Below are 23,369 nucleotides of genomic sequence, written 5' to 3' on the forward strand. Positions count from 1 at the left end.
AATCTTTCCTTATTGAGCAAGCTGGTTGGTTTGCATAATGGTGTGGATCACTGCACGAGCTTTGTGGCGGGTTTCATCGGCTTCCATTTGCGGATCGGAATCTAGCACTTCACCACAGCCCGCTTGGATATAAGCCACGTCTTTTTGTACGAAAGCCGAGCGGATCACAATGCAGGTATCAAAATTGCCGTCTGATGAGAGATAGCCCACCGCACCGCCATAACTGTGGCGTTTTTGTTGTTCCACTTGATAGATGAGTTGCATTGCTTTGATTTTCGGTGCACCCGTGAGCGTTCCCATATTCATACAGGCTTGGTAGGCGTGTAGGGCATCAAGTTCAGGACGAAGTTTACCCACCACGCGTGATACCAAGTGCATAATGTGGGAATAGCGATCCACCTGCATTAAATCCTTCACTTGGCGTGTGTCACTTTGGCAAACGCGAGCCACATCATTACGGGCTAAATCCACCAGCATTAAATGTTCCGCTAATTCTTTTTTATCTAACCGTAATTCCAGTTCTAAACGCGCATCTAATTCAGGATCGATATTGCCTTGGGCATCAAAACCGCGTGGGCGCGATCCTGCAATCGGATAGATTTCTAATTGACGTGAATCTTGGCTATATTTCAACGCACTTTCAGGAGAAGCGCCAAATAAGGTGAAATCTTCGTCCTGCATATAAAACATATAAGGGCTTGGGTTGTTCACTTTTAATTGGCGATAAGTGGCAAGGCTATTCGGACAAGCCAAAGAAAAACGGCGCGAAGGCACGATCTGGAACACATCGCCAATATTGATATGGTGTTTTAAGCGGCGAATAATGTCTTTAAATGGCTCATCTTCAATGTTTACACTCACTTCCGTGGAAGCTGGTTGAACCGTTAAGTGCGGTTCAATTTTTTGTAATTTTTGCGTAATTTGCACCGCACTTTGTTTTACTGCACTGAGTGCATTTTCGCTAAAACAAAAGCTGTGAAGCTGAGCTTGCTGTTGCTGATGATCGAGAACGAGCAACTGTTCCGCAAGATAGAAAACATAGTCGGGGCAGGTTAAACCGTCATCTTGCAGTGTAATGTTTTCCATTGGAATAAAATTCGCCACTAAATCATAGGCGAACAAACCGCCTAAAAAAATCGGTGTATTCCTTGTTTTGTAAAGATCCGTTAAGCAACGCAAGCCATCAAAAATGGTTGGGGCTTGCAATTTGCTGTCTTCATCAAGATTATGACTAAACGGGGTAAATTCTGCGATCATTTGGTTATCTTGGCGGGAAAGGTACTGAGTAATCGGCTGCAATTTTTCTTGCACCAAAGGTAACAATGCTGCACCGTTTGCATTTAACGCAGTAAAGGTAACACATTGTCCTAAGCAACTGATTTTTAACGCTGAATTGATTAATAATAGACTTTTTAAGCTATTTTTACTGCTGATTTCAGCGGATTCAAGTAACAATGTGTTTTTTTGATCTTGGCACAAGGTAGCAAATACCGCAGTGGGATCGTTGTGGTAACCCACTTCTTGCAAAAAAACGTGGAGGAAAGGCGTTGTCATCAGAATTCCTTTGTTGCATAAAATAATTGCGTACTATTAAACTAGTACAAAGAAGGTTTGTCAAGGATTGTTTTTTATCAAAAAGGAAAATTTAGCCAGAATGGCTTGTTTCATTGATTTCGCTGATAAAAATAGAAAAAATGTTGGAAAAGAATATTCTTCACCAACATTTTACATTTAGATGAATGCTAAAATTAGCCCTATTTCAAACTGCCCACCATATCTTCAGGGCGAACCCATTCGTCAAATTGCTCTGGGGTAACCAAACCAAGATTAATGGCTTCTTCTCTTAATGTTGTACCATTTTTATGCGCGGTTTTTGCGATTTTTGCCGCATTTTCATAACCGATATGCGTGTTAAGTGCGGTAACCAGCATTAAGGAATTTTCTAATTGTTGTTTAATGCGAGGGTAGTTAGGCTCAATACCACTTGCACAATGCTCATCAAATGAGACACAAGCGTCCGCTAATAATTGGGCGGATTGCAAGAAGTTGTACGCCATCACGGGTTTGAACACGTTAAGTTGGAAATGCCCTTGCGAGCCTGCAAAGGAAATGGTGGTGTCGTTGCCTAACACTTGAGCACAAACCATTGTGAGGGCTTCGCACTGCGTTGGGTTCACTTTACCCGGCATAATTGATGAACCCGGCTCGTTTTCTGGGATTAAAATTTCCCCAATTCCTGAACGCGGGCCTGAGGCTAATAAACGAATATCGTTGGCAATTTTGAACAATGACATTGCTAATTGTTTTAACGCACCGTGGGTTTCCACAATGGCATCGTGTGTGGCTAGGGCTTCAAATTTATTTTCAGCGGTAATGAATGGCAAACCTGTGAATTTTGCGATGTATTCCGCCACTTTTATATCATAACCTTTTGGCGTGTTCAAGCCCGTGCCGACTGCCGTGCCACCTAGTGCAAGCTGTGCAAGGTGTGGCAGGGTGTTTTTCAATGCACGCAAACCGAAATCTAATTGTGCGGCATAAGCAGAAAATTCTTGCCCAAGAGTGAGTGGCGTGGCGTCCATTAAGTGAGTACGCCCGATTTTCACCACATCTTTAAAGGCTTCTGCTTTTGCTGCGAAGGTTTTTTGTAAGCGTTCAATGCAAGGAATGGTTACTTCCACCACTTTTTTATAGGCGGCAATGTGCATTGCAGTTGGATAAGTATCATTGGAAGATTGTGATTTATTGACATCATCATTTGGGTGAATAATGGATTTTTCCCTTAATTTTCCACCATTGATAACGTGCGCACGGTTAGCAATCACTTCATTTAGGTTCATATTGGATTGCGTGCCTGAACCCGTTTGCCAAATCACCAAAGGGAATTGATCGTCAAGTTTATGGGCTAAAATTTCATCGCAGGCTTGCGAGATTAAATCGCGTTTTTCCATTGGCAATACGCCTAGCTCATTGTTTGCGTACGCAGCGGCTTTTTTCAAATAACCAAACGCCTCAATAATTTCGTGTGGCATTGAAGCCGCAGGGCCAATTTTGAAATTGTTGCGCGAACGTTCTGTTTGTGCCGCCCAGTATTTATCGGCTGGTACTTTCACTTCGCCCATGGTGTCTTTTTCAATACGAAATTCCATTCTAGTTACCTCAAATGATTGAATTAATAATAAGAAAACGCCTTGAGTTTAACACTTTGGGAGTAGGAATGGAACGTAAAGGGCAGGGCGAATTTTTTGTTTTGTGATATAGATCATAAAGAGCGGTAAGATTTTTTTGAATTTTTTAATAGCGCAAAAATTAATGTTTTCTATTTCGCGGATTTTTCGTTAAAATTATGCGTTTAAAAATTTGATTTCATACAGGCAAAAGACGCATTTTTATGGCAAAGCAAGCACAGTTTTATATTTTACAAAAAACACAACCCAAAGCACCATTGTCCGCAATGGAAACCTTGGCTTGTGATTTGGCTGTGCAAGCTTGGCGATTAGGCAAAAAAGTGCTGATGAGTTGCGAAAGTGAAGAACAGGCATTTCGGCTTGATGAAGCCTTATGGGCAAGAGAGCCAGAAGAGTTTGTGCCGCATAATTTATCGGGCGAAATCACCCAATATGCCACGCCCATTGAAATTAGCTGGGCAGGAAAACGTAACGCACAACGCCGTGAGCTGTTAATTAACTTACAAGCTCAAGTGCCTGATTTCGTGGCAAGTTTTACCCAAGTAATCGATTTTGTTCCGAGCGATGAAGCACAAAAAGCCATTGCCCGTGAACGTTATAAACAATACCGTCAGCTTGGTTGGCAATTAAGCACGGAGCAAGCCTAATGTCGTGGATTGCAAAACCCTTTGCCCAACTTAGCACAGAAGAATTGTTTGCGATTTATCAATTACGCACCGCCGTGTTTGTAGTGGAACAACAATGTGCCTATCAAGAAGTAGATCACTGGGATAAAAGTGCGGTGCATTTTTGGCAAGAATTTGACGGTAAAATTTGTGCTTATTGCCGAATTATTCCACAGGCTGACGGCATTCATATTGGCAGAGTGCTAGTCGCACAACAGGCACGGGGCAAAGGCTTAGCCAAAGAGTTAGTGCAACAAGCGCTGGCTTATTGCCAACAACATTGGGCAACAGAACCTGTGCTAATCCAAGCACAAAGTTATTTGAAGGATTTTTACAAATTCTTCGGATTTAGTATAATATCTGAAACTTATCTTGAAGATGGAATTTGGCATTTAGATATGAAGCTAAAAAATATGTAATTTATGAATAAGATGAATGAGGATAGCTATGAGTTTTAATGACTATACAAAAAATAATTCAGAAACACTACTTGATAATGATGAGGTAGATTCTAGCGAAAGTTTATATCCATCAGAAAATTTTAAATTAGTAACAACACCGAATGATTTTAATATATCAACTATAATATCATTTCTTGATGCTGGTATATTTAAAATACCTGATTTTCAGAGGAATTATGTTTGGGATATATATAAAGCATCAAAGTTAATTGAGTCTTTATTAATTGGACTTCCTATACCTCAGATGTTTTTATATGAAAAATCTAGAAATGAATTTTTTATCATTGATGGGCAACAAAGATTGATGTCAATCTACTTTTTCGTTAAAGGACGCTTTCCAAAGACTCAAAATAAAGAAGTAAGATTAAAACTAAAAGAATATAAAAGTAAAGGAGAGTTTATAGATAGCTCTTTTTTAGAGGATAATAAATGCTTTAGTGATTTTAAATTAAAACTTAATTCAAATCAATCACCTAATAAAAATAGATTTGACTCTCAATCTTACTCTACCTTAGATTTTGATGATAAAACAACATTAGATTTATCTACAATCAGAAATATGATTATAAAACCGTCAATAGATTCCGAAGATAATGTACAATCTATGTTTGAAATCTTCAATAGATTGAACAGTGGTGGGGTAAACTTAAATGCACAAGAAATAAGAATGTCTTTATATAGTTCTAAGTTTTTAGAAAAAATGAAACAAATGAATAAGAATGTTGTATGGAGGAAAAATATTTTAAATAAAGATAATGAAGATCTTAGGTTGAAGGATGTTGAATTTATTTTGAGGCTCTTTGGCATGCTCTTAGCTGGACATGATTCTATATTAAAAAAAGGAAATGGTAATGGTTATATAGAATATCAAAACTCTATTACAGGTTTTTTAAATAATATTGCAAATGCACTAAAAAGCATAGAGAGCGAAGATATTATTTTTTACCATAATTTATGGGAGAAATTTATGAGTGAAATATCTAAATTCTCAAGTTCAGATTTTAGCTTTAATAATGAAAAGAATAATAATGTTAGTATTACATTTTTAGAGGCTGTTTTTTATGGTGTTTGTAGAGGTGCCTGTATAAATAAAAATATTAATACTATATCAATAGAACATAGCTATTTGGAAAAGCTAAAATGCAATAAAAATTTTAGAGATGCATCAACGGGGAAAACTACATCAAAAGTTAATGTTTCTAATAGGTTAAAGATTGCTTATGAATTGTATAAAGGATAATAATTATTTTACCCGTATAGATAAAATGTATAAAGAATATCAAAAGAACATTTCGGATATAGATATTCATATAATAAAACTGCCATTTTTGGTATCACTAAAGCAAGATTATATAGATGTCTTTCGTAAGGTTTTTGTCATATCAGTTGCTAATTCCTTCGAACGGCATTTATTAGAATGCCTTCCGAAAATTTTTTCGTCTAACAATAATATTCTGTATAATTTCATTAATTGCCAAGCTTTATCAAGAAAATATCATACATTATTTTCATGGGAGAAAAATAATTGTAATAGTTTCTATATGTTATTTGGGGAAAACTTTTGTAATTGTATGAAGGAAAAAATAAATAAATTCTCTAAGTTGAAAAATGGAGAAAGATCTTTTCTATCCTTAGGAAAGGAAAGAAATATAGTTGTCCATAAAGGTGTTAAATTTTCTGACTATGATAGGGATATTGAAGAAATTTATAGAGATTATAAGGAAGCTTTGCATTATTACTCATTTCTAATTATGAAAATTGATGAATTTCATAAAAAAGATGTAAATAATATTATTTAATAATTATAGAGATCCAAAGATGACACAAAAATTTGAAATGGCAGATCGTTTTGATCCTTCTGCCGTAGAACAAGCACTTTATAAACACTGGGAAGAAGCGGGCTATTTTAAGCCGAATGAAAACCCGAATGCACCGAGTTATTGCATTGCGATTCCACCACCGAATGTAACAGGATCGTTGCATATGGGACACGCTTTCCAGCAAACCTTAATGGATACCCTGATCCGTTTCCACCGTATGGAGGGGGATAATACCCTTTGGCAGGCGGGGACAGACCACGCTGGGATCGCCACACAAATGGTGGTGGAGCGTAAAATCGCAGCGGAAGAGGGCAAAACTCGCCACGATTACGGCCGTGAAGCCTTTATTGAAAAAATCTGGGATTGGAAAGCCTATTCAGGTGGCACGATCAGCCAGCAAATGCGACGTTTGGGTAACTCCATTGATTGGGAACGTGAGCGTTTCACAATGGACGATGGCTTGTCTGAGGCGGTGAAAGAAGTCTTTGTGCGTTTGCACGAGGAGGGCTTGATTTATCGTGGTAAACGCCTTGTAAACTGGGATCCAAAACTCCACACCGCGATTTCCGATCTCGAAGTGGAAAATAAGGAAAGTAAAGGCTCGCTCTGGCATTTCCGCTATCCATTAGCTAACGGCGAAAAAACGACAGATGGCAAAGATTATTTAGTGGTTGCTACCACTCGTCCTGAAACAATGCTGGGCGATACGGCGGTAGCGGTACACCCTGAAGATGAGCGTTATCAATCTCTTATCGGCAAAACCGTGATCTTACCGCTGGCGAATCGTGAAATCCCGATTATCGCTGATGATTATGTGGATCGTGAATTTGGAACGGGAGTAGTGAAAATCACACCTGCTCACGATTTCAACGACTACGAAGTGGGTAAGCGTCATCAGTTGCCAATGGTGAACGTGATGACTTTGAATGCGGATATTCGTGATGAACCTGAAATCATCGGTGTGGACAACAAACCCTTAGCGGATTATGTGGCTGAAATTCCTGAGAAATATCGTGGAATGGAGCGTTTTGCCGCACGTAAGCAAATTGTGGCGGATTTCGATGCCTTAGGCTTATTGGAAGAAATCAAACCGCACGATCTCAAAGTGCCTTATGGCGATCGTGGTGGCGTGCCGATTGAGCCAATGCTGACTGATCAATGGTATGTGAGCGTAAAACCGTTGGCAGAAGTGGCGACCAAAGCGGTGGAAGAGGGCGAAATCCAATTTGTGCCGAAACAATATGAAAACCTCTATTTCTCGTGGATGCGTGATATTCAAGACTGGTGTATTTCTCGCCAACTGTGGTGGGGACATCGCATTCCTGCGTGGTATGACGCAGAGGGCAACATTTATGTGGCACGCAGTGAAGCTGAAGTGCGGTCAAAATATCAGCTAAATTCTGATGTGGTGCTGAAGCAAGATGAAGACGTGCTAGACACTTGGTTCTCATCGGCGTTGTGGACATTCTCTACCCTTGGCTGGCCGCAGCAAACAAAAGAGCTGAAAATGTTCCACCCAACAGATGTGTTAATCACAGGATTTGACATCATTTTCTTCTGGGTGGCACGAATGATTATGTTCACAATGCACTTCATCAAAGATGAAAATGGCAAACCGCAAGTGCCGTTCAAAACCGTGTATGTAACGGGCTTGATCCGTGATGAAAACGGACAAAAAATGTCGAAATCAAAAGGCAACGTGCTTGATCCGATTGATATGATTGACGGCATCAGCCTTGAAGATTTGTTAGAAAAACGCACCGGCAATATGATGCAACCGCAATTAGCGGAAAAAATCGCTAAAGCCACCCGCAAAGCGTTTGCCGATGGCATTGCGGCTCACGGTACTGATGCCTTGCGTTTCACCCTCGCCGCCCTTGCCAGCAACGGACGCGACATTAACTGGGATATGAAACGCTTGGAGGGCTATCGCAATTTCTGTAATAAATTGTGGAATGCGAGCCGTTTCGTTCTAACCAATGAAAAGCTCGATTTGTCTGAGGGCGAGGTGGAATATAGCCTTGCGGATCGTTGGATTCAATCGGCGTTTAACCGAGCGACCCAAGCTGTCCGTACCGCATTTGGGCAATATCGTTTTGATTTGGCAGCCAACGCGATTTATGAATTTACTTGGGATCAGTTCTGCGACTGGTATTTGGAGCTCACCAAATCCGTGTTTGCTCAAGGCTCAGATGCTCAAAAACGTGGGGCGAGCCGTACGCTAGTGAATGTGTTGGAAAAATTGTTGCGTTTAGCTCACCCAATTATTCCATTCATCACGGAAGAAATTTGGCAAAAAGTGAAAGGCTTTGCTGGCGTGAGTGGCGACACCATTATGCTTCAGCCTTATCCGCAATGTGAGCCAAGTCAGCTTGATGAGCAAGCCGAACAGCAAATCAACTGGCTGAAAGAGATTATTATCGCGGTGCGTAATATCCGTGCGGAATGTAATATCGCACCGAGCAAAGGCTTAGACGCACTATTACGCCATTTAACGCCAGAACAGCAACAAATTCTCGCCGATAACTGCACATTATTAGCAAGTATGGCGAAATTAGACAGCGTTGAAGTGTTAAATGATGGGGTAGAAGCGCCATTCTCAGTAACCAAATTAGTTGGCAACACGGAACTTCTTATTCCAATGGCTGGCTTTATTGATAAAGCAACCGAGCTAGCACGCTTAACCAAAGAGCTAGAAAAACTCAACGGTGAAATTGCGCGTATTGAAAACAAATTGAGCAATGAAGCCTTTGTAGCGAAAGCCCCTGAGCAAGTGATTGCGAAAGAACGTGAAAAAATGCAAGGCTATCAAGAAGCGATTGCAAAAGTTCAAGCGCAATATCAGGCGATCGAAGCTCTTTAATTTCGAGCAAAAATATCCCTCTTTTCAGAGGGATATTTTTTTAAATAGTGTTTTCTAATTAGAAAAATATGCTTTAAAATAATCAACGATTATCTATTTTCTGTGATTGTTACGCCCTATGAAATTAAACTTCCCAACAATTCTGACCTTATTCCGTGTGGTGCTTATCCCATTTTTTGTCTTGGCGTTTTATCTCCCTTTTGCTTGGGCGCCATTTTTAACCACTGCGATCTTTTTTGTTGCCGCTGTTACAGACTGGTTCGATGGCTATTTGGCACGAAAATGGAATCAAAGCACGCCCTTTGGCGCATTTCTCGATCCCGTTGCGGACAAAGTGATGGTAGTTGCCGCACTGGTATTAGTGGTGGAATATCAACACAGTTTTTGGGTAACCTTGCCCGCGATTGTAATGATCTCAAGGGAAATCATCGTTTCTGCTTTGCGTGAGTGGATGGCTGAAATCGGCAGTCGTAGCAAAGTGGCCGTGTCTTGGCTTGGCAAAGTGAAAACTGCTTCACAAATGCTGGCATTAGGCGGATTGCTATGGCGTTATAATGTTTTAATGGAAATTGCAGGTATCGTATTCTTATATATCGCCGCGATTTTAACGGTTTGGTCAATGCTACAATATCTCAAAGCCGCAAAAGATAATTTATTAGAAGAATAAAATTCTCAAAAATTACACCGCACTTGGGTAGATAACTAAGTGCGGTGTTTTTTTATCAATTTTTTTGTGGAAGAGCTAAGCTAAAAATAATATCGAAGTGGAAATCACCAAGCTCTGCTTTCAAAATAAACGAATTTATAGAAAGTGAATTTTTTTTAGTCAATCAAACACAAAGTAAGAAATTTCTATTTGACTAATCGGCGTAAATCCGTAAAATGCACCTCGTTGTTTAGCAAGGCCGGATGGTTAGCTAATTATGCGGGAATAGCTCAGTTGGTAGAGCACGACCTTGCCAAGGTCGGGGTCGCGAGTTCGAGCCTCGTTTCCCGCTCCAACGCCCGAGTGGTGAAATCGGTAGACACAAGGGATTTAAAATCCCTCGACTTTCGAGTCGTGGCGGTTCAAGTCCGCCCTCGGGCACCATTTTAAAGCATAATTAAATCAATAAGATAGTCGCCAAGAGCGGCTTTTTTTATATCTATAATTTTCCGTTCTGCCGCGTAATTTACGTTTTCCCTAGCTTAAACTTAAGCACTTTCAAAAACAATGTGAAATGTATCACAAAATTTTGTTTTACTGATTGAAAGATAAGGGGATTTTTATATACTTCCGTCTAATGATGAGCATTTTAAAGCGGTAGCGTGTATGGTTTTTTTCGCACATTCAACAGAAGATCCGACAGAGAAAGATTGGCAGTTGTTAAGTGATCATTTGATCAATGTTGCGAAAATGGCAGCTGACTTTGCGCAATACTTTGGCGCTCAAGAGATTGCATATCATATGGGATTGCTACACGATTTTGGTAAGTATAGTGAGCCATATCAAGCGCGTTTGCGTGGTGGACCGAGAGTTGATCATTCAACTGCTGGAGCTAAATTAGCCGTAGAAAAATACCCTCAACTCGGTTGGCTGATGGCATTTTGTATTGCAGGGCATCACGCTGGGTTAGCGAATGGTTCGCGAGAAGGGGATTTAACAACCTTAGCGCAGCGCTTAGAAAATATCATTCCTGCTTTAGATAAGGCTTGGCAAGATGAAATTCCGTTAGCCGATAAACTTTCTTTTCCTGCTATCACACCATCAAAAACAGAGCAATTTTTCTCTTTGTCTTTTTTTACCCGAATGCTTTATTCTTGTTTGGTTGATGCAGATTTTTTAGAAACAGAGGCTTTTTATGCCAAAGGGAAAAATGTTTCCATTGAGCGGGGTGATTATCCTGATCTTATTACCTTACAGCATCATTTCAATCAATTTATTCAGTCAAAATTTAGACAATCTTCAGCTAATCAGAAACCTTCTGCTCTGAATCAATTGCGTAGTCAGATTTTTGATTATGCTGTACAGCAAGCCTCACTACCACCTGGACTCTTTACTTTAACCGTACCAACTGGTGGTGGAAAGACTTTTACGTCAATGGCATTTGCTCTTGAGCACGCCAAGATTTACCAACTTCGCCGTATTATTTATGTGATTCCTTTTACGAGTATTATTGAGCAAAATGCCGCACAATTTCGTCAGGCATTTGGTGATCTTGGTGAGAAAGCGGTGTTAGAGCACCATAGTACCTTTGATGACGAAAAATTGGCGGATAAACATAGCAAAGATAAATTGCGCTTAGCTTCTGAAAATTGGGATATGCCTGTTGTGGTAACCACTGCGGTGCAATTTTTTGAATCTTTATTTGCAAATCGTTCATCTCGTTGCCGTAAACTACATAATATTACAGGAAGTGTGATTATTTTAGATGAAGCACAAATGTTACCGCTCAATTTATTACGTCCGATTATGGCAGCAATTGATGAACTTGCGCGTAATTATCGCTGTTCGGTGGTAATGTGTACCGCGACTCAACCTGCGATTCATCAGCAACACGGTTTCTATAAAGGATTTGAGAATTTACGCGAAATTGCGCCAAATCCTGAGCAATTATTTGAACGATTGGCGCGTACCACTGTACAGCATATTGGTGAACAAAAAGATGAGTCTTTACTCAATTATTTAACTGAAAATTCACAAATTCTGATTATTGTCAATAATCGTAAGCACGCCCAGCATTTGTATCATTTAGCGAAATCCTTGGCGGGATGTTTTCATCTTTCCACCTTGATGTGTGCTAAACATCGTACACAAATACTTGATGAGATTCGTCATTGCTTGAAAGAAGGCAAACCTTGTCGGGTGATTTCAACATCTTTAATTGAGGCGGGTGTGGATGTCGATTTCCCGCTGGTAATGCGTGCGGAAGCAGGCTTAGATTCCGTTGCTCAAGCGGCAGGACGTTGTAATCGCGAGGGTAAACGGGCGCAGAGCGAAAGTTTAGTTTTTATTTTTAAGCCTGAAGAGCAGTGGAAGCCGCCGGCGGAGTTAAACGTACTTTCGGCCTGTATGCGCTCAGTTGTACGCTTACATCAGTCCGATTTACTTGCACCAGATGCTATTTTAAATTATTTCAAGCAGGTTTATGCTTCAAAGGGGAGTGAACTCGATAAAGCAGGCATTTTAGCAGATTGCCATAATGCAAGGCTAAATTTCCCTTTTGAAGCCATGGCGAAAAAATTTCAAATGATTCAAAGCCATCTTGTGCCTTTGATTATTCCTTTTAATGAAGAGGCCGAAAAACTTATCGATAGCCTGCAAAATGTCGAACAAATTGGGGGGATTTTACGCAAGTTACAACCCTATACGATCCAAATTTCTGAGAAAATTTTGACCGCACTTTATCAGCGTGGTGCGCTTGATTTAATCAATAGAGAGCGTTTCGGTGAGCAGTTTTATTATTTGATTAATCGGGATTTATATAGTGAACATTCTGGATTAAATTGGGATACGCCAGAATTTATTGCTGCGGAAAATTGTGCTTGGTAAGTTGCCATAGCATAACCATAGAATAAATGGAGTAGTGGATGAAAAATAAAGTGAGATTACATATTTGGGGGGACTATGCCTGTTTCACCCGCCCAGAAATGAAGGTGGAACGGGTATCTTATGATGTGATAACCCCTTCAGCTGCGCGGGGGATATTATCAGCGATCCATTGGAAGCCTGCAATAAACTGGGTGATAGATAAGATCTATGTGCTGAAACCTATCCAGTTTGAATCTATTCGCAGAAATGAATTGGGGAGTAAGCTGCCAGCCACTAAAGTAAATGGGGCAATGAAACGTAAAAGTGTTGAAGGACTTTATACTATCATTGAAGAAGATCGTCAACAACGTGCCGCCACTGTATTAAAAAATGTTGCTTATGTTATTGAAGCTCATATTGTAATGACAGATAAAGCGGGCGAAAGTGATAATCTAACCAAGCATTTAGAGATGTTTAAACGCCGAGCGATGAAAGGACAATGCTTCCAACAACCTTGTATGGGAGTGAGGGAGTTTCCTGCTGAATTTGCCTTTATTAATGAAGGTGAAGCATTACCAGAATGTTTGTTAGAGGAAGATGATCGTCAGCGCGATTTAGGTTGGATGTTGCACGATATTGATTTTCAGCATAAAAATACACCGCACTTTTTTAGAGCCAAAATGCAAGATGGCATTATTACGGTGCCGCCTTTTATGGCCGAGGAGGTGGTATCGTGATTTTATTATCGCTTGTTCGTTATTATCAACGTTTATCTGCACAAAAGGATCGTGATACCGGTGAACCTAAAGTCCCTTCTTATGGATTTAGTGAAGAAAAAATTGGCTATATTTTAGTGCTAAATCCAAAGGGAGAGTTGGTTGATGTCATTCCTAATTTGACGGATGACAAAAAGCCAAGACCGAAGTTAATACGAGTACCGAATTCTTTTAAACGTCCTGGAACAACACCAAATCCTTTTTTCTTATGGGATAAAACGGCTTATGTGCTTGGGGTGGAAACCAATCAGGATAAAGCCAGTGCGAAAGTGCAGCCAGCGTTGCTGTCTCGTCATACTTTCGATGCGTTCAAACAGTTTCATTTAGAAGCATTAGTGGATACTCAAGATAAAGGCTTGCAAGCCTTGATGAAATTCTTAACAACTTGGGATCCTGAAAAATTTACAGACTCTCTTTGCCCTATTGAAATATTAGATGCCAATGTTGTATTTAAACTAGATGGTGAAAATGAATATATTCACCAAAGTATTGAAGCACAAAATTTATGGACAGGTTTATTATCCACGAATGATAAGACGGAAGGAATTTGTTTAATTACGGGGGAAAAAGCGCCTATTGCTCGCTTGCACCCTTCAGTTAAAGGGGTACAGGGAGGGCAAAGCTCAGGAGGTTCGATAATTTCTTTCAATAAAGATGCCTTTACTTCTTTTAATAAGGATCAAGGTGATAATGCGCCTGTTTCAGAACAAGCTGCATTTGCTTATACCACAGCGTTAAATTATTTATTACGCAATAAACATCATCATTTAATGATTGGCGATACAAGTACCGTTTTTTGGGCGGAAGCAGAGGATGTTGAACAAGCGGAGCTGGCAGAACAATTCTTTGCTAGTTTTTTGACACCACCTGATGATGAGCAAGAGAATAGCCCTATTTTTGATATGCTAGAAAAAATGAGTAAAGGCAGACCTTTGCAAGAGATTAATCCAGGAATAGCGCCGAATACCCGTTTTTTCATTTTAGGTTTAGCGCCCAATGCCTCAAGAATTTCTATTCGTTTTTGGTTGGAGACCAATTTTGGCGAGCTGGCCAATAACTTAGCGATGCATTGGCAGGATCTTGCGCTTAATCCTCGCCCTTGGAAAACGCCACCTTCTATTTGGCGTTTATTATTGCAAACAACGCCATTAGATCGCGTTGGCAAAGGCAAATCTGAGAATATTTCCCCAGTACTCGCAGGGGAGCTGGCTCGAGCTATTTTTACTGATAGTCTTTATCCGATGAATTTATTATCTCAATTACTGATGCGATTTAGAGCGGATGGACAAATAACAGGATTAAGAATTGCAATGGTTAAAGCCGTACTTCAGCGGCGATTTAGAAAAGGTTTGATAAAACAAGGAGTTCCTATGGAATTAGATGAAAATAATGATCATACAGCTTATCTTCTTGGGCGATTGTTTGCGTTGTTAGAACGCGTTCAATACCAAGCGTTGGGTGATCTCAATGCAAATATTGTCGATCGTTATTATGCCTCGGCATCTACTGTGCCGTATTCAGTTTTCCCACGTCTTCTGAAAGGGGCTCAGCATCATTTTTCTCGCTTAAAGAAAGACAAAGTGGGGATGGCGATTAATTTAAGTAAGGAGCTTGCTGCAATTTTAGCAAAATTACCAACCGTTTTCCCGCGTCATTTGAATATTGAGGAACAAGGACGCTTTGCATTAGGCTATTATCAAGAAAAAGAACGTTATTTCAGCAAAAAAGTCAATGCTGATGAAACCGAATCAATCAAGGAGTAAAAAATGACTATCCAGAATCGTTATGAATTTGTATATTTTTTTGATGTTACTAATGGGAATCCAAATGGTGATCCTGATGCAGGAAATTTACCGCGTATGGATCCTGAAACCAGCAAAGGCTTGGTTACAGATGTTTGTTTAAAACGTAAGATCCGTAATTTTATTGAATTATGCTATGAAAATGAGCCAGGCTACGAGATTTATGTGAAAGAAAAAAGCGTGTTGAATTTACAAAATAAACGTGCTTATGAAGCATTGTCTATTAAGCCTGAAGCGAAAAAACTACCGAAAGATGAAGTCAAAGCACGCGAAATTACCGCGTGGATGTGCAAAAATTTCTTTGATGTTCGTAGTTTTGGTGCAGTAATGACGACTGAAGTTAATAGCGGTCAAGTTCGTGGTCCAGTGCAATTTGCCTTTGCACAATCAATCGATCCAATTGTTCCAGTGGAGCTTTCTATTACGCGTATGGCAGTAACCAATGAGAAAGATCTTGAAAAAGAACGTACTATGGGGCGTAAAGCCATTGTTCCTTACGGACTTTATCGTGTACACGGCTTTATTTCTGCAAAATTAGCAGAGAAAACGGGCTTTAGTGATGACGATTTACAGAAGTTATGGCAGGCTTTACAGCTAATGTTTGAACACGATCATTCTGCCGCGCGTGGTGAAATGGTAGCACGCAAACTGGTGGTATTTAAACATCAAGACTCCTTAGGCAATCAGCCAGCGCATAAATTATTTGAGCGAGTCACCGTAGAACGTGTGAATGGTGATATGGCAATGCCTGCACAGTCATTTGATGATTACCGTATCTCAGTGAATACTGATGGGTTAACAGGCGTAACGGTTGAAGAATTAATTTAACCAATGTATATCGTTTCCCTTTCGGCATTACAGCATTATGCATTCTGCCCACGCCAATGTGCGTTAATCCATAACGAGCAAGCGTGGGAAGAAAACTTGCTTACGGCACAAGGAAGAACCTTGCACGAGCGTGTCGATTCAGGCGAGCCTGAAAGCCGTAAGGGAATTCGTTTTGAGCGAACCGTACATGTTTGCGCGCAACAGCTTGGATTAGCGGGAATTTTGGATCTCGTAGAGCAAGATCTTAGCTCAGGTCAATTAAAGCCTATAGAGTATAAACGTGGCAAACCTAAACTTGAACCTATTGATGAAATTCAACTTTGCGCTCAAGCATTATGTTTAGAAGAAATGACAGGGCAGTCTATTACGGAAGGGGCGATATGGTATTTACAAACGCGACATCGCTTACCTGTTTTGTTTTCAGCTGAATTAAGAAAGAGAACATTAGATACCATTGCGAATGTACAAGCATTGTTAGAAAGCGGCATAACGCCTGCACCACAATATGGAAAACACTGTAAGGCTTGTTCCTTAATTGAACTTTGCCAGCCTGCATTATTGGAAAAAGATAAATCGCAATCTTATATCAAAAGGTTGTTTGATGAGAAAGAATAAAAGCAAAGTGCGGTATAAAAATGATGAGTTTTTTAATCTTAATTAGGTGAATTTTTACGATGAAAAAACTACAAAATACCATTTATATTACGACACAAGGCAGTTATTTGCATAAAGAAAGAGAAACGCTTGTGATTGAACAAGAGCGTAAAAAAGTGGCACAGCTTCCTATTCATTCTATCGGACACATATTCTGTTTTGGTAATGTGCTAGTATCTCCATTTTTAATGGGATTTTGTGGCGAAAATAATGTAAATCTTGCCTTTTTCACTGAAAATGGACGCTATTTAGGGCGCTTACAAGGCCGACAAAGTGGAAATGTATTATTACGTCGAGCGCAATATCACTATTCCGCAGAAAAACCTACCACCATTGCTCGTCATATTATCGCGGCTAAAATTCAATCATCTAAGCGCGTTTTACAACGGCAGTTGAGAAATTATGGTGAAAATCAAGAAATTCAACAGGCTATTTATGGTTTAAATGCACGTTTAAGGGAGCTTAAGCAAGCTGACGAGTTGGAGACTATTCGTGGTATTGAGGGCGAAGCTGCATCTCGTTACTTTAGTGTTTTTCATCATTTATTGCGGGATAAGAACGGTTTTATTTTTCACGGACGTTCACGCCGTCCACCGCGTGATGAAGTGAATGCGCTGTTATCATTTTTATATAGTATTTTAGGTAAGGAAATTAGTGGTGCTTTGCAAGGTGTGGGGCTAGATCCGCAAGTTGGCTTTTTACATGCTGATCGTCCGGGCAGAGATAGTTTAGCACAAGATATATTGGAAGAATTTCGTGCTTGGTTGGTGGATAGAACCGTATTAAGCCTAATTAACCGTGGGCAAATTAAACCAAGTGATTTTGTAAAAGAAAGCAGCGGTGCAGTTAATTTGAAACCCGAAATGCGAAAAAGCCTATTTCAAGCTTGGCAAGCGAAGAAACAGGAAAAAATACTTCACCCATTTTTGCAGGAAGATGTTGCAATAGGATTATTACCTCATATACAAGCAATGCTACTGGCACGGCATTTACGCGGTGATTTAGCGCAATATCCTCCATTTTTAATGCGTTAGGATAACAATATGTTAATGCTGATTACTTATGATATTTCTCTTGATGATCCACAGGGCCAAGCGCGTTTGCGCCGTATTGCGAAACATTGTCTTGATTATGGTGTTCGCGTGCAATATTCCGTGTTTGAATGTGATATCGCCCCAGATCAATGGGTGGTATTAAAATCTAAACTATTGGATACCTATAACCCTGAAACTGATAGTTTACGCTTTTACCATTTAGGAAGTAAATGGCGCAGAAAAGTAGAGCATCACGGCGCCAAACCATCAATTGATATTTTCCAAGATGCCATAATTCTATAATCGCTAACCTGCTGTTCTCATCAAATTCCTGCTAGCTTAGCGAAGTATCATTGTTCTTTAAAAATCAAATAATTAATTCTAAATTTTATTCAGCAATGATTATGCTATAATCCGTCCTCGCACAGAAAAGAATGATTAGCGAAATAATAAGGTTAACGCCTTATTTTTGTTATATTTTTTCCCTGTGCTCGGCCATCCCCCAGATGGCCGTGAATTGAAACATCTAATGGATATTGCAATGGTTTCGGTTGGCGCGGCCATCCCCCAGATGGCCGTGAATTGAAACATTGATGATAATTATACCAAAATAAAAAACAAAAGCGGCCATCCCCCAGATGGCCGTGAATTGAAACTTAAGTCTTGGCGTAATATATTACAGTAATATAACGGCCATCCCCCAGATGGCCGTGAATTGAAACTACTAGTGGCTTTAAAAATTCTTTAAAATCCATACGGCCATCCCCCAGATGGCCGTGAATTGAAACTACTAGTGGCTTTAAAAATTCTTTAAAATCCATACGGCCATCCCCCAGATGGCCGTGAATTGAAACGGCAATTGCTAGCATTAATTCGCCATCATTTAACCGGCCATCCCCCAGATGGCCGTGAATTGAAACCGTTAGTTTTAATCGTTTATTGTGGCGATTGCACCCGGCCATCCCCCAGATGGCCGTGAATTGAAACAGTAGTTATTGCATTAGCACTAATATGATTTGTACCGGCCATCCCCCAGATGGCCGTGAATTGAAACAGATTGTGAGCTATAATGGTTATGCCAATCCCCTCGGCCATCCCCCAGATGGCCGTGAATTGAAACTTGTTTCAATAAGCTCAATAGAGTCTTTACACGCCGGCCATCCCCCAGATGGCCGTGAATTGAAACCATCCTATCATCAACACAAAAGCAAAGCGGGCAAGCCCGGCCATCCCCCAGATGGCCGTGAATTGAAACTGTATCACTACCCTGCACATAGTCATAATACTGACCGGCCATCCCCCAGATGGCCGTGAATTGAAACAGAATAGATAACGGAAAAAAGTATTAATTAATGTAACGGCCATCCCCCAGATGGCCGTGAATTGAAACCCTTAGGGGGTGTGCTGCCCAAACCGCCCCGCCGCGGCCATCCCCCAGATGGCCGTGAATTGAAACGTTATAATAAAACTATAAAAAGTTCGGCCATCCCCCAGATGGCCGTGAATTGAAACGCTGATGTCTGATACATCAACCGCCACGCGGTCTACGGCCATCCCCCAGATGGCCGTGAATTGAAACAAGGTTTTATTTGTTAAGCCGTGCGATTTTTGCAACGGCCATCCCCCAGATGGCCGTGAATTGAAACTCTCTTTGCTTTGATTGTAGCCTTTTTATTGTTGCGGCCATCCCCCAGATGGCCGTGAATTGAAACTTGACGACCTCGTGCTAATGCTAATACTGTACGACGGCCATCCCCCAGATGGCCGTGAATTGAAACATATAAAATTGAAAAATCAAAATCAGAAGCATTGCCGGCCATCCCCCAGATGGCCGTGAATTGAAACCCGTTATCTAGTATACTTGCAATTATTTGATGCCCGGCCATCCCCCAGATGGCCGTGAATTGAAACATTAAATTATACGATTAGATAATGCGTTTTAGTACGGCCATCCCCCAGATGGCCGTGAATTGAAACCTCTTGTTTAGTTTTAGTTCTAAGCCCCACCCCACGGCCATCCCCCAGATGGCCGTGAATTGAAACGTTTTAGTGTCGCTTCGGCTTGAAATTTATTCTCAACGGCCATCCCCCAGATGGCCGTGAATTGAAACATAAACAAATTGAGCAACATCATCACCCACAAGCTCGGCCATCCCCCAGATGGCCGTGAATTGAAACACCAGTTAAGGCGTGATTTTTAACAGGGTTCAGCGGCCATCCCCCAGATGGCCGTGAATTGAAACTTCTTTTCTCATAAATACTAGCCCACGGTTCAATCGGCCATCCCCCAGATGGCCGTGAATTGAAACCAATCACTCCAATGGTCAGGGCTTGAAATTGGGTCGGCCATCTCCCAGATGGCCGTGAATTGAAACGCAAAATCAATAAAGTTACCCTCAGAACCGAAGACGGCCATCCCCCAGATGGCCGTGAATTGAAACCTATAAGCTGTTTTACCGCGTGATAAGACTGTGACGGCCATCCCCCAGATGGCCGTGAATTGAAACTTTTTTGAGATATTTTGTGCGGTTCGCTAGCTGTTCGGCCATCCCCCAGATGGCCGTGAATTGAAACACCATCGCTCCAGATATGAAAAGGGCTTGGTGCTCGGCCATCTCCCAGATGGCCGTGAATTGAAACAGGTTACTACGCAATCCGCCACCGCTCTTTTAGGCGGCCATCTCCCAGATGGCCGTGAATTGAAACAGCTTTACAATGTTCGCAAACGCCACAAGGATTGGCGGCCATCTCCCAGATGGCCGTGAATTGAAACAGCAAGACGGCTATATTTCTATCTTGCAACAAATCGGCCATCTCCCAGATGGCTGTGAATTGAAACCGATTGGCGATACCGGCACTAAAGATGAATTTGCCGGCCATCTCCCAGATGGCCGTGAATTGAAACTCTGATTTCAGGTTTCACGCGTTTTACATCAATGCGGTCATCTCCCAGATGGCCGTGAATTTAAGAACATTCGCATTCGCTACTCTAGAGAAAGCCATTACCGGTTATCCCTTAGATAGCCCTGAATTGACACATTGTAACTAAGAACACTATTAATCTTTATACAAAAAGTAGTAATCATTTATTCCCATTTTAGTTTTTAATGTTCTCTTGTTTTAAAGAACGCGACATCAGGATAACGCTCTTGGGCAAGATTGAGATTAACCATTGTTGGCGCAATATAAGTGAGATTATCCCCCCCATCTAGGGCGAGATTTTGTTCATTTTTGCGTTTAAATTCTTCAAATTTCTTCGCATCATCACATTCCACCCAACGTGCAGTGGCAACATTTACCGTTTCGTAAATGGCTTCCACGTTATATTCCGATTTTAAGCGCGCAACTACCACATCAAACTGTAGCACCCCAACCGCACCAACAATTAAATCATTATTAGTTAATGGGCGGAAAACTTGTACCGCACCTTCTTCGGAAAGCTGCACTAAACCTTTGAGTAATTGCTTTTGTTTGAGCGGATCTTTAAGACGAATGCGGCGGAATAATTCTGGCGCAAAGTTTGGAATGCCAGTGAATTTTAATTCTTCCCCTTGGGTAAAGGTATCGCCAATTTGGATTGTTCCGTGGTTATGCAAGCCGATAATATCGCCTGCATAGGCTTCATCTGCGTGAGTGCGATCGCCAGCCATAAAGGTGAGTGCATCAGAAATCACCACATCTTTGCCGATACGAACGTGGCGCAATTTCATTCCTTTTTCATATTTACCTGAAACAATACGCATAAACGCAACACGGTCGCGGTGCTTAGGATCCATATTGGCTTGGATTTTAAATACAAATCCGGTCAATTTTTCTTCGCTACTTTCTACAATACGTGTATCCGCTTGGCGAGCTTGTGGCGCGGGCGCCCATTGGGTTAAGCCATCAAGAAAATGATCAACACCAAAGTTACCCAATGCCGTTCCAAAGAACACAGGAGTTAGCTCACCACTTAAAAAGAGTGGCAGATCAAATTCATTAGACGCACCTTTCACCAGCTCTAATTCATCGCGTAATTGTTGCGCTAAATCTGAACCTACGGCTTCATCTAACTCAGGATTATCAAGGCCTTTCACCACGCGCACTTCCTGAATGGTATGCCCTTGTCCTGTTTGGTAAAGATAGGTTTCGTCTTTGTATAAATGATACACACCCTTGAAAAGTTTTCCGCAACCAATTGGCCAAGTGATAGGCGCACAATGGATATTTAACACGCTTTCCACTTCGTCCAATAATTCCATCGGATCACGAATATCACGGTCTAATTTATTCATAAACGTGAGAATTGGCGTGTCGCGCAGACGGGTAACTTCCATCAATTTAATGGTTCGTTCCTCCACCCCTTTTGCACTGTCAATGACCATTAAGCAGCTATCTACCGCGGTCAAAGTGCGGTAAGTATCTTCCGAGAAATCTTCGTGTCCGGGGGTATCAAGCAAATTCACCAAGCATTCGTTATAAGGAAATTGCATTACGGAGGTGGTAATGGAAATTCCCCGTTGTTTTTCCATTTCCATCCAGTCGGATTTAGCGTGCTGGGCCGAGCCTTTTCCTTTTACTGAGCCAGCTTTTTGAATGGCATTTCCGTAAAGCAATACTTTTTCCGTAATGGTGGTTTTACCCGCATCGGGGTGGGAAATAATTGCAAAGGTTCTGCGCTTATTAACTTGTTGTGGATAATCGTTCAAAGACATTGTTCTCTAAGTATATCGTCAAAAAATGGGCTCTATTTTCCCTGATATTTAGCCTATTCTCAATCTTTTATTTTGTCTTTGCACGATTTTTCCCTGAATGAAAAAAATTAAGCAATCGTTTGCTTCAAAAGGGGAAAAGTGCGGTACAATATGCAACAGTTTTTTCACGAATTAAAAAGAGGCCAAAATGAGCGAGCTAAGTTTAAAAAAAATCTATTCGGGCAAAGTGCGCGATCTCTATGAAATTGACGATAAACGAATGCTGATGGTTGCCACCGATCGTTTATCTGCATTTGATGTAATTTTAGATGATCCCATTCCGCGTAAAGGCGAAATTCTTACCCAGATTTCCAATTTTTGGTTTAACAAATTAGCCTCAATTATGCCGAATCATTTCACTGGCGATACGGTGTATGATGTGTTACCAAAAGCAGAAGCGGATTTAGTCAAAGATCGCGCGGTTGTCTGTAAACGCTTAACGCCGATTAAAATTGAATCTATCGTGCGCGGCTACCTTACAGGAAGCGGCCTAAAAGACTACTTACAAACAGGCACGATTTGTGGCTTGGAATTACCAAAAGGTTTGCAAGAAGCGAGCAAATTGCCTGAACCCATTTTCACCCCGTCAAGCAAAGAAGAAGTGGGCAATCACGACATCAATATCAGTTATGCAGAATGTGAACAATTGATTGGCGCAGAACTGGCAGCCCAAGTGAAAGAAAAAGCGCTAGCCCTTTACAAAGCGGCGGCAGAATATGCACTGACTAAAGGCATCATTATTTGTGATACCAAGTTTGAATTTGGTTTAGATGAAAACGGCACGCTCACCTTAATGGACGAAGTGCTAACGCCAGATTCTAGCCGTTTCTGGTCGGTAGATACCTATCAAGAAGGCGTCAATCCCCCGTCTTTCGATAAACAATTTATCCGCGATTGGCTAGAAAACAGCGGTTGGAATAAAGAACCCCCAGCGCCAAAAGTTCCCGCAGATGTCATTCAAAAAACCGTGGATAAATACCAAGAAGCGTTGGATTTATTGACGAAATAATGAATCTGCAAGCAAATTATTTTTA

Annotated in this window: 17 protein-coding genes, 2 tRNA genes and 1 CRISPR repeat array; of the genes, 16 read left to right on the plus strand and 3 right to left on the minus strand. The window is 41.0% G+C overall.

From position 1 onward, the window contains the following. Positions 1–9: 9 nt before the first annotated feature. Entirely contained in the window at positions 10–1,554 is a 1,545-nt protein-coding gene (trpE, locus tag ACNAV8_RS00905; RefSeq protein ID WP_415777045.1) for an anthranilate synthase component I, read from the minus strand. 200 nt (positions 1,555–1,754) lie between these two features. Then, on the minus strand, positions 1,755–3,149 hold the full coding sequence (fumC, locus tag ACNAV8_RS00910) for a class II fumarate hydratase (RefSeq protein WP_103855941.1): 1,395 nt from the start codon (positions 3,147–3,149) through the stop codon (positions 1,755–1,757). Between the two features lie 242 nt (positions 3,150–3,391). Between fumC and ACNAV8_RS00915 the strand changes: the two genes are divergently transcribed. From ACNAV8_RS00915 to cas2, 15 genes are all read left to right on the plus strand, one after another. After that, positions 3,392–3,835: a DNA polymerase III subunit chi gene (locus ACNAV8_RS00915; RefSeq protein WP_103855940.1), complete on the plus strand. Its 444-nt coding sequence runs from the start codon at positions 3,392–3,394 to the stop codon at positions 3,833–3,835. Further along, on the plus strand, positions 3,835–4,272 hold the full coding sequence (locus ACNAV8_RS00920) for a GNAT family N-acetyltransferase (protein WP_103855939.1): 438 nt from the start codon (positions 3,835–3,837) through the stop codon (positions 4,270–4,272). The genes ACNAV8_RS00915 and ACNAV8_RS00920 overlap by 1 nt, the downstream gene beginning before the upstream one ends. A 28-nt stretch (positions 4,273–4,300) precedes the next feature. Next, entirely contained in the window at positions 4,301–5,554 is a 1,254-nt protein-coding gene (locus ACNAV8_RS00925) for a DUF262 domain-containing protein (protein WP_415777046.1), read from the plus strand. Further along, positions 5,535–6,113 carry a hypothetical protein gene (locus ACNAV8_RS00930; RefSeq protein WP_103855938.1) on the plus strand — a complete coding sequence of 193 codons (579 nt, stop codon included), beginning with the start codon at positions 5,535–5,537 and terminating at the stop codon, positions 6,111–6,113. The genes ACNAV8_RS00925 and ACNAV8_RS00930 overlap by 20 nt, the downstream gene beginning before the upstream one ends. Before the next feature lie 19 nt (positions 6,114–6,132). Continuing rightward, on the plus strand, positions 6,133–8,997 hold the full coding sequence (locus ACNAV8_RS00935) for a valine--tRNA ligase (RefSeq protein WP_415777047.1): 2,865 nt from the start codon (positions 6,133–6,135) through the stop codon (positions 8,995–8,997). 118 nt (positions 8,998–9,115) lie between these two features. Beyond that, entirely contained in the window at positions 9,116–9,664 is a 549-nt protein-coding gene (gene pgsA / locus ACNAV8_RS00940) for a CDP-diacylglycerol--glycerol-3-phosphate 3-phosphatidyltransferase (protein WP_103853160.1), read from the plus strand. Between the two features lie 258 nt (positions 9,665–9,922). Then, positions 9,923–9,998 (plus strand) — tRNA-Gly (locus tag ACNAV8_RS00945). Positions 9,999–10,000: 2 nt separating this feature from the next. Further along, positions 10,001–10,087: transfer RNA gene (locus ACNAV8_RS00950), tRNA-Leu, on the plus strand. A gap of 222 nt (positions 10,088–10,309) precedes the next feature. Continuing rightward, entirely contained in the window at positions 10,310–12,529 is a 2,220-nt protein-coding gene (gene cas3 / locus ACNAV8_RS00955) for a CRISPR-associated helicase Cas3' (RefSeq protein WP_415777048.1), read from the plus strand. Between the two features lie 38 nt (positions 12,530–12,567). Next, on the plus strand, positions 12,568–13,245 hold the full coding sequence (gene cas5c, locus ACNAV8_RS00960) for a type I-C CRISPR-associated protein Cas5c (RefSeq protein WP_103855781.1): 678 nt from the start codon (positions 12,568–12,570) through the stop codon (positions 13,243–13,245). Beyond that, positions 13,242–15,047 carry a type I-C CRISPR-associated protein Cas8c/Csd1 gene (gene cas8c / locus ACNAV8_RS00965; RefSeq protein ID WP_103855782.1) on the plus strand — a complete coding sequence of 602 codons (1,806 nt, stop codon included), beginning with the start codon at positions 13,242–13,244 and terminating at the stop codon, positions 15,045–15,047. The genes cas5c and cas8c overlap by 4 nt, the downstream gene beginning before the upstream one ends. Before the next feature lie 3 nt (positions 15,048–15,050). Beyond that, positions 15,051–15,914, plus strand: coding sequence for a type I-C CRISPR-associated protein Cas7/Csd2 (gene cas7c, locus ACNAV8_RS00970; protein WP_103855783.1), 864 nt, complete (start codon positions 15,051–15,053; stop codon positions 15,912–15,914). A gap of 3 nt (positions 15,915–15,917) precedes the next feature. Next, positions 15,918–16,529 (plus strand): CRISPR-associated protein Cas4, encoded by a 612-nt coding sequence (gene cas4 / locus ACNAV8_RS00975; RefSeq protein WP_103855784.1) that lies wholly within the window; start codon positions 15,918–15,920, stop codon positions 16,527–16,529. Between the two features lie 59 nt (positions 16,530–16,588). Next, positions 16,589–17,602 carry a type I-C CRISPR-associated endonuclease Cas1c gene (gene cas1c / locus ACNAV8_RS00980; protein WP_103855785.1) on the plus strand — a complete coding sequence of 338 codons (1,014 nt, stop codon included), beginning with the start codon at positions 16,589–16,591 and terminating at the stop codon, positions 17,600–17,602. A gap of 9 nt (positions 17,603–17,611) precedes the next feature. Continuing rightward, a complete protein-coding gene (gene cas2, locus ACNAV8_RS00985; RefSeq protein WP_103853153.1) occupies positions 17,612–17,905 on the plus strand; it encodes a CRISPR-associated endonuclease Cas2 in 294 nt (97 codons plus the stop codon). 189 nt (positions 17,906–18,094) lie between these two features. Then, positions 18,095–20,573: a CRISPR direct-repeat array (repeat unit 32 nt; unit sequence CGGCCATCCCCCAGATGGCCGTGAATTGAAAC). A 133-nt stretch (positions 20,574–20,706) separates the two neighbouring features. Here the strand turns inward: cas2 and prfC are convergent. After that, a complete protein-coding gene (gene prfC / locus ACNAV8_RS00990) occupies positions 20,707–22,296 on the minus strand; it encodes a peptide chain release factor 3 (RefSeq protein ID WP_103855770.1) in 1,590 nt (529 codons plus the stop codon). Between the two features lie 187 nt (positions 22,297–22,483). Here prfC and ACNAV8_RS00995 point away from each other — a divergent pair, with 187 nt between their 5' ends. After that, entirely contained in the window at positions 22,484–23,344 is an 861-nt protein-coding gene (locus ACNAV8_RS00995; RefSeq protein WP_103855769.1) for a phosphoribosylaminoimidazolesuccinocarboxamide synthase, read from the plus strand. Positions 23,345–23,369 lie beyond the last annotated feature (25 nt).

The sequence above is a fragment of the Avibacterium endocarditidis genome (assembly GCF_965138825.1).
Taxonomy (GTDB): domain Bacteria; phylum Pseudomonadota; class Gammaproteobacteria; order Enterobacterales; family Pasteurellaceae; genus Avibacterium; species Avibacterium endocarditidis.